The 11,880-nt window shown below is 40.9% G+C and carries 8 protein-coding genes, 1 other RNA gene and 3 pseudogenes; 8 read left to right on the top strand and 4 right to left on the bottom strand.

All coding sequences use genetic code 11. The features are described 5' to 3' along the window. Positions 1-114: 114 nt before the first annotated feature. Both ssrS and C3Z13_RS01405 read right to left on the bottom strand, forming a co-directional pair. A non-coding RNA gene (ssrS, locus tag C3Z13_RS01410) (6S RNA) lies at positions 115-311 on the bottom strand. Positions 312-396: 85 nt separating this feature from the next. Beyond that, positions 397-699, bottom strand: a complete 303-nt coding sequence (locus C3Z13_RS01405) for a cell division protein ZapA (RefSeq protein ID WP_103854772.1) — start codon at positions 697-699, stop codon at positions 397-399. A gap of 143 nt (positions 700-842) precedes the next feature. Here C3Z13_RS01405 and C3Z13_RS01400 point away from each other — a divergent pair. From C3Z13_RS01400 to C3Z13_RS01385, 4 genes and pseudogenes are all read left to right on the top strand, one after another. After that, positions 843-1,387, top strand: a pseudogene (locus tag C3Z13_RS01400) (YecA/YgfB family protein). Between the two features lie 11 nt (positions 1,388-1,398). After that, positions 1,399-2,711: pseudogene (gene pepP / locus C3Z13_RS01395) on the top strand (Xaa-Pro aminopeptidase). A gap of 26 nt (positions 2,712-2,737) precedes the next feature. Further along, positions 2,738-3,946: a 2-octaprenyl-6-methoxyphenyl hydroxylase gene (gene ubiH, locus C3Z13_RS01390; RefSeq protein WP_103854771.1), complete on the top strand. Its 1,209-nt coding sequence runs from the start codon at positions 2,738-2,740 to the stop codon at positions 3,944-3,946. Further along, positions 3,946-5,115 (top strand): FAD-dependent monooxygenase, encoded by a 1,170-nt coding sequence (locus C3Z13_RS01385; RefSeq protein WP_103854770.1) that lies wholly within the window; start codon positions 3,946-3,948, stop codon positions 5,113-5,115. Before ubiH ends, C3Z13_RS01385 begins: the two co-directional genes overlap by 1 nt. A gap of 52 nt (positions 5,116-5,167) precedes the next feature. On the opposite strand, the gene C3Z13_RS01380 is transcribed toward C3Z13_RS01385, so the two are convergent. After that, positions 5,168-6,433, bottom strand: a complete 1,266-nt coding sequence (locus tag C3Z13_RS01380) for a solute:sodium symporter family transporter (protein ID WP_281258755.1) — start codon at positions 6,431-6,433, stop codon at positions 5,168-5,170. Positions 6,434-6,462: 29 nt separating this feature from the next. After that, the gene (locus tag C3Z13_RS12580) at positions 6,463-6,834 is read right to left on the bottom strand and encodes a sodium:solute symporter family transporter (RefSeq protein ID WP_256594093.1); all 372 of its coding nucleotides are present in this window, start codon (positions 6,832-6,834) and stop codon (positions 6,463-6,465) included. Between the two features lie 445 nt (positions 6,835-7,279). Here C3Z13_RS12580 and C3Z13_RS01375 point away from each other — a divergent pair, with 445 nt between their 5' ends. The 4 genes and pseudogenes from C3Z13_RS01375 (at position 7,280) to C3Z13_RS01360 (ending at position 11,814) form a co-directional block, all read left to right on the top strand. Next, complete coding sequence (locus C3Z13_RS01375) at positions 7,280-8,215, top strand: substrate-binding domain-containing protein (RefSeq protein WP_103853705.1); 936 nt, start codon at positions 7,280-7,282, stop codon at positions 8,213-8,215. Between the two features lie 103 nt (positions 8,216-8,318). Further along, on the top strand, positions 8,319-9,245 hold the full coding sequence (locus C3Z13_RS01370) for a substrate-binding domain-containing protein (protein ID WP_103854769.1): 927 nt from the start codon (positions 8,319-8,321) through the stop codon (positions 9,243-9,245). A 32-nt stretch (positions 9,246-9,277) separates the two neighbouring features. Then, positions 9,278-10,789, top strand: a pseudogene (locus tag C3Z13_RS12575) (sugar ABC transporter ATP-binding protein). 68 nt (positions 10,790-10,857) lie between these two features. Next, complete coding sequence (locus C3Z13_RS01360) at positions 10,858-11,814, top strand: ABC transporter permease (RefSeq protein ID WP_103854768.1); 957 nt, start codon at positions 10,858-10,860, stop codon at positions 11,812-11,814. Positions 11,815-11,880 lie beyond the last annotated feature (66 nt).

Genomic DNA, 11,880 nt, shown 5'->3' with positions numbered 1-11,880 from the left:
TTTTTGTTCAGCAAGGTTTTGCTCAGCTGGGCTAAGAGATTGCCGTAATTGACGAATTTGTTGGCGAATAATTTGGCGTTGTTGATTGCGAGTTGTGAGGTTCATTGTTTTATGGAAGAACCCGAGATGCCGTTGTGAGTGGTCGGTCCTTGAACCCTACGGTTCAAGGGAATCAGTCGTTATCGTTTTTAGGCTTCTTACATCAGGGCTTGCGCCAAGGTAAGCTTGCACACCAACAATAGGAAACCGATTCATAAGATGTTAAGTATCGGCTCAGGGACGTAACCCACTAGCGAACATCTCAGGTAATCTTTAAATTTGTGGTAATACTAACGCAATTTAACCGTATTGACTAGCTTAATTTTTCCAATTCTTAGCTAAGATCATATTATTTCATCAGACATTCGTTTTTTGCGCCAAAATGCCTTCCAAAGAGCTATCTAGCTGTTTGATTTGTGTGCTAACTGCTTGTTCAATTTTCTGTGTAACTTGCTGCTGTTGGATGAGCTCATAGCTTAGATTTAACGCCACGATAGAAAGGACTTTTTCCAATTGTAAGATGCCTGTCCGTTCCTTCATCTCAGATACTCGTTGATCTAACGCGCGAGCAGCTTGGCGTAAGGCATCGTGTTGATCTTCTTGACAATTTAAACGTAAAACCTGTCCTAATACGGACAATTCAATGCTTTGCGATGACATACTTATCCTCAGTGAAAATAAATTTTTTCGCTATTATGCCATAGCAAATATTTTTCGTCATAAAAATCCGCCTGATTGTGGTTAGCTTAATCCAACAGTGCTAAACTACACCTATCTTTAGCAAAGGAAAAATTATGTCTGATATTCTCTCTTATGACGAATTAGAACAAAAACTCCGTCAAGCCACCATTCCTGTTACCGCCGCCGAATTACACGGCTTTCTCACTGGTTTAATTTGTGGCGGCGCGAGTGAGCAAAAATGGCCGATTTTTATGAATGAATTTACCAACAATGGCGAGGCCTACCCTACAGCTTTGTTAAAAGAGGTTTCGGCGCTCTACCACGATATTCAGCACAGTTTAGAAGATATTGATAGCTTCAACTTTCAACTTTTCTTACCAGAAAACGGCGATGTGTTTAACGAAATTGATGCCCTTTCAGAATGGACAAGCCACTTTTTGCTCGGTTTAGGCTTAGTGCAAGCGAAAATGGATAAAGAAACGGGGAAATTGGCGAAGCCTTAGATGATCTGCAAAATATTGCTGTATTGGCTTATGAAGAAGATGACGATCCTGAAGAGCTAGCGGAATCCTTAGAACAAGTGGCGGAATATGTTCGCACCTTGGTGGCGGTGCTTTATGCTCATTATCGCCCTTACCAAGCCACGCAGAAAACCGTATTACATTAAGGAGAACGAAGATGGATCTTGCTTATTTAGCCCAAATCCCTGCCGAAGAATTTGTGCAACGCCGTGAAAAATTGTTGGCGCAAATGGCGGAGAATTCCTTGGCGATTATTTTCTCGGCACAAGAACAAGTGCGCAACAAAGACACTCACTACCCTTTCCGTCAAGACAGCTATTTTTGGTATTTAACGGGCTTTAATGAGCCTGATGCGATCTTAGTATTAGCCAAAACCGCACAACAATCTCGCACAATATTGTTCTTACGCCCTTCTGATCCGTTAATGGAAACTTGGAATGGTCGCCGTCTGGGCGTGGAAAAAGCAGCCGCTAAATTAAACTTAAACGAAGCCTATTCCATTGAAGACTTTGCGCCACAATGGCAAAAAATCAGCCAAAATTTTACCGCACTTTACCATAACCCTGAGCCACAACCTTGGGGCAATAAATTGTTGGAGAAAAGTGCGGTGCAATTTTCGCAAGTTTTTGATTGGGCTGCGATTTTAGATGAAATGCGTTTAATCAAATCCACCAATGAAATTGCGCTTTTACAACAAGCAGGACAAATCACCGCATTGGGGCATTTACGCGCAATGAAACAAACCCGCCCGAACCGCTTAGAATTTGAAATTGAAGGGGAATTGCTACACGAATTTAATCGCTTTGGCGCACGTTTTCCGTCCTTTAATTGCATTGTGGCAGGCGGTGAAAACGGCTGTATTCTGCATTACAACGAAAACGATCAGCCTTTGAAAGACGGCGAATTGGTACTGGTGGACGCTGGCTGTGAATTTGCTTACTACGCTGGCGATATTACCCGTACCTATCCCGTTAATGGCAAATTCAGCCAAGCCCAACGTGAAATTTATGAAATCGTGCTAAATGCACAAAAGCACGCCATAAAATCCTTGGTGGCAGGCAATAATATTCAGCAAGTGAATCAAGAAGTGATCCGCATTAAAGTGGAAGGTTTGGTGCGCTTAGGTATTTTGCAAGGGGAAGTGGATCAGCTGATCGCCGATGAAGCCTACAAAGCCTTTTATATGCACGGATTAGGCCATTGGCTTGGCATTGATGTGCACGATGTAGGGCGTTATAGCCTTGAAAAAGCAGCAAATTACGCGATCGTCCATTAGAAGTGGGTATGGTGCTAACGGTTGAGCCGGGCTTGTATATTCCAAGCAATGCCGATGTGCCTGAGCAATATAAAGGCATTGGCGTGCGTATTGAAGATGATATTGTGATCACCGAATACGGCAACAAAGCGCTAACCAGCGCCGTGCCAAAAGAAATTGATGAAATCGAACAAGTGATGGCACATAACGCGTAATAACAGTGAAGTAAAATGGGGCAAAAATGGAACAAATTAAGCATTATGATGTGATTATCGTGGGCGGTGCAATGGCAGGTTGCACCCTTGCTTTAGCGTTAAGCGCACAAACTCAAGGCAAAATGCGCATTGCGTTATTAGAAAAACAAGCGCCCCAACAACATCAGCAAAGCGGTTTTGATGCCCGTTGCATTGCCCTTTCAGCAGGTTCTTGTCAACAGCTTGCGCAGCTCAATTTGCCTAACCAACAATCATTATGGCAACAAATTTCACCCCTTGCCTGCCCCATTGAGCATATTCACGTTTCCGATAAAGGTCATAGTGGTTTAGTCGAATTTCACGCTGATGAATTTCAGCTAAAACAATTGGGCGCGGTGGTCGCCTTACAGCCTGTGGGAGAAATCTTGCTGACTGCAATCAAGCAATACGCCAACATTGATTATTTTTCCCCAGTGGAGATTGAGCAAATCCAATTTGAGCAAGTGCGGGTGAAAATTTCGCTAAAAAATCACCGCACTTTATCTTGTCAGCTGATTATCGGCGCAGACGGCACACAATCTTTGGTGGCGAAATCTGCCAACATTGCGATCAACAAACTTCGCGATTATCAGCAAACCGCCATTATCACCAACATTCAAGCACAACAGCCACACCAACAGCGTGCCTTTGAGCGTTTCACTGCGCAAGGCCCATTAGCGCTTCTGCCAATGCAAGAGAATTTAATGTCCTTAGTATGGTGCGTGAAATCACCCGATGAGCTAATGGCATTGCCTGATGACGCATTTCTTGCCCGTCTACAACAACAATTCGGCTGGCGGCTTGGCAAGTTGCAACAATGCGGCAAGCGTTTTGCTTATCCTTTGGCGTTATATCAAGCCAGCCAGCACATTCATCACCGCACCGCCTTAGTCGGCAATGCTGCACAAACCTTACACCCCATTGCAGGGCAAGGCTTCAATCTTGGTATGCGTGATGTGATTTGCTTAGCTAAATTGTTAAGCCAAGCCTTTATGCAAGGGCAAGATCTCGGCACTTATTCTTTATTAAGCCAATATGAAAATGCACGCCAAGGGAATCAAACAACGCTCATCAACTTAACCAACGGCTTGGTTTCTCTCTTTGCCAATGAATTATTACCGTTGCAAATTGGGCGGAATCTGGGGCTAATGGCAATGGCGCAATCTCATTTACTCAAACAGCAGTTTATTAAACCAGCATTAGGGTGGTTAGAATAGTGAAAAATTTTGATCTAATTATTATCGGTGGTGGAATGGTGGGGCTTGCGCTCGCTGCCAAATTAAAAAATACCGCAATGCGTATCGCCCTACTCGAACCTAATCCGCCACATTTTTCTTTAACGAATATAGCTTATCGTGTTAGCGCGTTAAATCTTGCGAGCGAGCATTTATTGCAAGAACTCAACGCGTGGCAAACCATTCAAGCTGAACGTGCCACCGCCTATGATAAAATGCTGGTGTGGGAAAAAGACAGTTTCGCCAAAATTGAATTTGACACCAAAGGCTTAGGCATTTCCCACCTTGGGCATATTGTGGAAAACCAGATCATTCAACATAGCCTGTGGCAACAAGTGGCAACACAAGAAAATGTGGAAATTTTCAACGCAACAGCACAACACTTGGGCATTAACGAAAGCACCGCCATTCTCACCTTAACAGACGGACAAATGTTAGCGGGGAAACTGGTTGTGGGCGCAGACGGCGCAAATTCGTGGCTACGTCAAAAAGCTAATATTCCGCTTATTTTCCGCGATTATGGGCAATATGCCTTAGTATGTAACGTGAAAACCGCAGAGCCACATCAACACTGCGCCAGACAAATTTTTGCTCCAGATAGCATTTTGGCGTTCTTGCCATTACATCAAGAAAATCTGTGTTCTATAGTGTGGTCGCTTTCGCCAGAACAAGCCAAACAGTTGAGCTGCTGTGAACAAACAGAATTCAACAAACAGCTGAGTATCGCCTTTGATAATCAGCTGGGATTATGTGAAGTGCAAAGCGAACGCCAAGCCATTCCGCTTACCGCGCGCTATGCACGCAACTTCGCTCAACCGCGTATCGCCCTAATTGGCGATGCCGCACACACCATTCACCCACTGGCAGGACAAGGGGTAAATCTCGGCTTGCAAGATGCCCTACTACTGGCGCAAGAAATTGAAAAACATTTTGCCCTAGGCTTAGACATCGGTGAATACCGCAACCTACGTTATTACGAACGCACACGCAAAGCCGAAGCGGTAAAAATGCTCATAGCAATGCAAGGCTTAAAAGATCTCTTCGCCGGCAACAACCCGCTGAAAAAACTTGCCCGCGGCATCGGCCTTAGCGCCACCAATCAATTCAGCTTGTTGAAAGAACAGCTTATTCGGCAGGGATTGGGGATTTGATTTCAAAAAAATGCCCATTTCGGGCGTTTTTTGTGGCTGTTATATTAAGATTTCAACTGTGCTGTTTTTCTTTAACAAGTGCATAGACAAAATACAAAATTGATGTTGCGCCAAGGCAGTAGTAGCCAATCCAAACATAATCAGGGACATTATGCGCCATAAAAATGTACATAGTGAAAGAAAGGAAGCTAATAATTAATGCGACTGGTTTTGCTAACGCCCAAGGTTTAATATCCACCTGTTTGGTGTATTCTTCTTTATATGGTGTTTCCATTGGCGCAATTTTACCAATAATAAGCATGACCACTACATTAATCGCAAAGAGAATGGCGATTAAGTGGAAGAAGTGAATATCCACTTTAATAACAAATGAACAGAAAATGTAAGCAACCATACCAAAAATTAAGCCAAATTTTGCCGCAATTGGTGGAACGCGTTTGGTTAGCAGCCCCACTACAACTACACTTAAAATCGGAGCGTTAAAAATACCTTGTAGCTGTTGAATTAGGAAGTAAAGCCCTTCTGGCGCATTAGCAACCAGTGGTGCCACAATCATTGCAATGATTGCTAAAACTGTGCCGACAATCTTTCCGACTTTGACTAATTGAAGATCGCTCGCATTAGGATTGAGTTGAGTTTTATATACGTTGCGAGAGAAAAGCGTAACGGAAGAATTTAATGCGCTATTAAATGTTGAAAGCACAGCACCTACGACAACCGCAGCAAAAAAACCGACTAATGCTTCAGGTAAAACAAGGTGTACAAGATCTGGATAGGCTTGATCTGGCACATCAAGTTGTCCTTGGAAAATGTGGAAGGCAACAATTCCCGGAAGGATAATGAGTAAAGGTCCTAACAATTTTAGGAATGCACAGAATAGTACTCCTTTTTGCCCTTCTTTGAGGTTTTTTGCACCTAAAGCACGTTGGATAATAGATTGATTTGTACACCAGAAGAATAGGTTGGATACAATCATTCTGGTAAATAATGTGGAGAATGGGACAACGGAATTTTTATTGCCAATAGAATTAAAATGGTCTGGATTAGCTTGATAGACTTCTTTCAGCCCTTCCCAAGGGTTTCCTGCCCCGACATAGGCAAGCCCTAAAACGGTAACTAAAATACCGCCAACTAATAACCCAACGCCATTAATCGTATCAGATACAGCAACCGCTTTTAAGCCACCAAAAATAGCATAAATTGAACCTAGAATGCCAATGCCCCATACCATTATCCAAATAGCAGTCGTTTTGCTCACGCCAAAGACCATAGAAACTTGGAATAAACTTTCTAATGCTAAAGCACCAGTATAAAGCACGATAGGTAATAAGGAGATGACATAGCAGCCTAAAAAAGTAAGGAGGTGATCAGTAGTGTGCCTTTATCAAAGCGTTTTTCTAAAAATTCAGGGATTGTTGCTATCCCTAGCTTTAGATATTTAGGCAGAAAATAAAGGGCGAACGCGGCAATGGTGATGGCTGCGATCACTTCCCAAGCCATTACGATAAATCCTTGACGATAAGCCAATCCATTCAAGCCAACTAAATGTTCCGTAGAAAGATTGGTCAGCATCATTGAGCCTGCTATGAACACCGCGGTTAATGAGCGCCCTGCGAGATAATACCCTTCCGAGTTACTCAGATCGTCTTTTCTGGTGTACCACCAAGCTAACACAGCAACTAATGCCGTAAAACCTACAAAGGAAATAAAGGCTAACATAACGATTCCTTATATCTTTTTAGATAAGTTGATTACATCAAAGAAACTCCATTGATTGAAATATACATTTCAAATATTGGATGATCAAACGGAAATGTTTCATTTTGTTATGGAGATCAAATTTTTGGTTAGGGACTAGATTTATGCGATGAAAAGCTCATCAAAGGGTAGAAAAATGCTTAAACCTTCATTTTTTATAAGTGCGGTGGAAAAAATGTGAGTTTTTATGTGCTTTTTTCTATTTTTAAATGGCAAAACACGATCTAAATTCACAATTTTTTAACTTGATGATTGCGAGCCTTTGACCTTAATGCTATATATAAAAATAGATAATTTGTTTCAAAATTATCTAAAATTGAAATTTATATTCACAAAATAGGCCTTGTGCAATATAGTGGTATTTCGGCTTTGTAATCAATCTAACCTTTAAAATAGGAGTAGAAGAATGAAAAAAACACTATTAGCAATGTTATGTGGCGGATTGTTATTGACCTCTCAAGCGGTGATGAGTAAGCAGCTTGTGATTGGTGCCCCAATGAATTCTTTCGCTGATAAATGGCAAACATATTTACAAGATTCGATTCGTGATTTTGATGCAAAACACGATGATGTGGAAATTAAATTATCCGATGCAAATGGCGATCCCGCTCGTTTGTTAAATGATGTAGAAACATTTATCGATCAAAATGTTGATGCTTTACTTGTTGTCCCTACAGATCCAAATATTGTTAAGGTCATTGGACGTAAAGCACAAAAAGCCAAAATTCCTCTCATTATTGTCAATCGTAAACCTAATGATGAAGATATGAAATACGTTACAAGCTATGTGGGATCTGATGAGATTGAAGGCGGACGTATTCAAGCGGATTTTATTGTGAATACGTTAGATGGCAAATCGGGTAATGCATTAATTTTATTAGGGCCTTTAGGGCAAGATGCTGTTACTAAGCGTACTCAAGGTAACAAAGATATTTTTGCACAACATAAAAATATCAACATCGCGACAGAGCAAGAAGGAAAATGGGAACGCGATAGAGGGTTGAGTATTGCTGAAAACGTATTGGCTGCAAATAAAGAGATTAATGTTGTGGTGAGCAACAATGATGAAATGGCAATTGGGGCGTTGCTTGCGTCACGTAAACTTGGACTAAAAGATGAAGACATTCTTATTGTTGGCTTAGATGCCACGCCAGATGCCTTGGAATATTTAGGCAAAGGGCTTGATGCTACCGTCTATCAATCAGCCAAGGGGCAAGGCTCTGCTGGTGCAGAAGTGGCATATTTAGCGGCAAAAGGAGAAAAAGTGCCTGCCATCAAATGGATTCCATTTGAATTAGTTACCCCAGATAAAAAAGAGGAATATCAAGCCAAATACAAATAACACTCATACTGAAGGGCAAAGTGCTGACTTTGTCCTTTCCTTTAACTGATACGAGATAACTCAAAGTGCGGTTCATTTTTAAGTTATTTTTGGAGTGTAAGTGATGTTGAAAAAACTATTCTTCCTACTTCTTGGCATCTTCTTTATTCCCGCATTATTTGCCAAATCCTTAACCATAGGTGTGTCGATGTATAGCTTGTCGGATAAGTATCCCACTTATTTACAAGATGCAATGCAGAAATTTGAAAAGGCGCATCAGGATGTAAAACTCAAATTTGCAGATGCAAATGGCGATCCGGCAAAAATGTTGAATGATATTGAAAACTTTATTGATGTTGATGCCATTGTTGTAATGCTAACCGATCCTAAAATTGTGAAATCAATAGGTTTAAAAGCAAAGAAAGCAAAAATTCCATTAATTGCTGTTACGGTTAAACCGAATGATGAAGATATGCAATACCTCACCAGCTATGTAGGTTCGGAGGAAATTACCAGTGGAAAAATGCAAGGCGAATTCGTTTTACGCACATTAAATGGAAAACCTGCTAATGCCATTATTTTATTAGGTCCTTTAGGACTTGATGCACAAATTAAACGCACAGAAGGAAATAAATCTGTTTTAGCTTCTCACCCTGAAATCAATATCCTTTCCGAGCAAGAGGCAAAATGGGATAGAGCGAAAGCAATGGAAGTCGCCGAAAATTTATTTGCGGTACACAAAAATATTAATGTAGTGCTAGCAAATAATGACGAAATGGCAATCGGTGCATTACTTGCAGCAAGGAAAGCAGGGATTGCTGATGATGAAATAATTATTATCGGTATTGATGCAACACCAGATGCGCTTGAATATCTTGGTAAAGGCTTAGATGCCACTATATTTCAGTCGGCTGCAGAACAAGGCAGAATGAGTATTGAACTGGCGTATAAAGCGGCAAAAGGAGAAAAAGTTCCCGCCATAAAATGGATTCCATTTGAGTTAGTTACACCTGATAAAAAAGCACAATATCTCAATAAATATAAAGAATAACTCTGATAAATATTGATATGAAGGAGTAGAGTATGAGTACAGCGACAAAATTGCCCTATATTTTAGAAATGCGTAATGTTTCTAAAACATTTCCTGGGGTAAAAGCATTAGATGGAATTAATTTAAAAGTAAAAAGAGGATCTCTATTCACGCCTTAATGGGTGAAAATGGCGCAGGTAAATCCACATTGATGAAAGTGCTTTACGGCATTTACACCCCCCGATGTAGGCAGTGAGTTAATTTTAGATGATAAACCTTTTAAACCTACCCGACCTATTGACGCTATTCGACATGGCTTAACAATGGTGCCGCAAGAAATTTCACCTGCCGCCAATTTAACCATTGCAGATAATTTCTATCTTGGGCGCGAAATTACAAAAGGACGTTTCTTACTTAATCAAAAAGAGATGAATGCAAGAGCAGCAGAAATTCTCAATGATCTTGGCGTGCCAATGGATGTTACCGTCAAAATGTCTGAAGTCTCTGTTGCGAAAGCACAACTTGTCGCCATTGCAACTGCCGTCTCAAATGATGCGAAAGTGATTATTATGGACGAACCGACCACGGCATTGACTGAAACTGAGGTAGAACAACTTTATCGTATTATTGATATTGTGAAAAATCGTGGTATCGCCATTATTTTTATTTCACATAAATTAGATGAGGTATTTAAAGTTTCTGATGAGATTACCGTAATTCGTGATGGGCAATATGTTGGTACAAAAGCAACGTCAGATATTACTAAAGATCAGCTTATCGCAATGATGGTTGGGCGAGATATGTCTGAAATGTTCCAACGTGAGCGTTTCGAGATTTCAGATGAAATTGTTGTTGAAGTTAAAAACTTTAGCCGTGCAGGAAAATATCAAAATATTAATTTCAAAGTTCGCAAAGGAGAAATTTTTGGTATTGCTGGCTTGGTAGGGGCAGGGCGTTCTGAAATAGTAGAAGGGTTATTTGGCTATAAGCCAGCAGATAGCGGAGAAATTTACATTCATGGTGAAAAAGCTGAAATTCATAATCCCTTAGATGCAATGAAATACAAAATTGGTTTTGTAACAGAAGATCGTAAATTAACTGGGCTATTTCTTAATTTAAGTATCACTGACAATATGATTATGCCGAAAATGTCTCCTTACTTGGAAAACTTTTTGGTATCAGTAACTCGTGCGCAAAAAACGGCTTATGAACAAAAAGATAAGCTCAAAATTAAGGCGCCAAATGTAGAAGTGATTACTAATAATCTATCAGGAGGAAACCAACAGAAAGTATTACTCGCACGTTGGCTTTTACTTGAACCTGATATTTTAATCCTTGATGAACCAACAAAAGGTATTGATGTAGGGGCGAAAGCAGAACTCTATAAATTAATGGTTGAGCTTTCAAAGCAAGGAAAAACGATCATTATGATCACATCAGATATGCTAGAGCTACTTTCAATGAGCGATAGAGTTATGGTAATGCACGAAGGGCACCAAGTTGGAATTATCCCACATCAAGAACTAACGCAGGAACGCGTTTTAGAATTAGCGTCAGGCGCATAACAGCATTTATAAACAGATCAACATTCATTCAAACCAGTAAAATGGTGAAAACAAATGAGGTATATATTATGTCACACGCGACTTTAAAGAAAATCATAAACGCTTATGGAATGGTTTTTATCTTAATTGGACTCTTTTTAGCCCTCTCCCTCTCAATTGATGGTTTTTTCTCTGCTCGTACGGTCTGGAGTATTATTGAACAAGTTTCAATGTTTGGGATTATTGCTATCGGCGTAACGTTTGCAATTATCACCACAGGGATCGATTTATCCTCAGGCTCTGTCGTTGCACTCACCGCAGTAGTTTCCGCCTCCGTGGTTACTGGCGGGGATTCCGTAAGTGCGGCTATTCTCGCTTTTGCGATTTCATTAGCATTGGGCGCACTGCTCGGTGCAATTAATGGAACATTAACCGCAGTAGGCGCAATTCCGCCTTTTATTGCCACCTTAGGTATGATGATTATTGCGCGTGGTGCTGCACAATTGTATTCAGATGGACGCCCAATTGACGCCTCCTCCGAGGCCTTTACTTGGATTGCCGATGTAAATGTTTTCGGCTTACCTGGATTGGTGATTTTATATATTTTGATTGTGATTGGATCACACATTTTACTTAGCCGCTCCACCTTTGGCCGCCATGTTTATGCAGTAGGCGGAAATCTTAACGCGGCAAAAATTTGTGGGATTAACACCACCAAAACCTTAATTTGGGTATATACCTTAGCGGGCGCATTATCTGGTTTGGCGGGTGCATTGCTTGCAGCTCGCACCTATGCAGGTAACCCTTCTTACGGATTAGCTTGGGAACTTGATGCAATTGCTGCTGCGGTAATCGGTGGCGTATCATTAAGTGGTGGTTTTGGTAGCATTCCAATGTGCGTAATTGGCGCATTGATTATAGGCACAACCAACAAAGGTCTAAATATGTTAGGTGTCGATCCTTACTGGCAACAAATTGTAAAAGGTTTAATCATCGTCTTTGCCGTATTACTTGATACTTTAAAACGTCGTAAAAAATCAAACTAAATCCCTCGCTTGGCTTAGCTAACTAACAACCGCCCTTTTCCTTAAACCAAAAGTGCGGTTGTTTTT

The sequence above is a fragment of the Avibacterium endocarditidis genome (assembly GCF_002921145.1).
GTDB lineage: Bacteria > Pseudomonadota > Gammaproteobacteria > Enterobacterales > Pasteurellaceae > Avibacterium > Avibacterium endocarditidis.
Note: the sequence above shows the minus strand (reverse complement) of the source record. Positions and strands in the feature narration are given on the sequence as shown.

Coding starts and splice junctions, on each gene's coding strand:
- C3Z13_RS01370 (WP_103854769.1), top strand. CDS start 8,319: ATGTTGAAAAAACTATTCTTCCTACTTCTTGGCATCTTCTTTATTCCC.
- C3Z13_RS01405 (WP_103854772.1), bottom strand. CDS start 699: ATGTCATCGCAAAGCATTGAATTGTCCGTATTAGGACAGGTTTTACGT.
- C3Z13_RS01360 (WP_103854768.1), top strand. CDS start 10,858: ATGTCACACGCGACTTTAAAGAAAATCATAAACGCTTATGGAATGGTT.
- C3Z13_RS01375 (WP_103853705.1), top strand. CDS start 7,280: ATGAAAAAAACACTATTAGCAATGTTATGTGGCGGATTGTTATTGACC.
- ubiH (WP_103854771.1), top strand. CDS start 2,738: ATGGAACAAATTAAGCATTATGATGTGATTATCGTGGGCGGTGCAATG.
- C3Z13_RS12580 (WP_256594093.1), bottom strand. CDS start 6,834: ATGTTAGCCTTTATTTCCTTTGTAGGTTTTACGGCATTAGTTGCTGTG.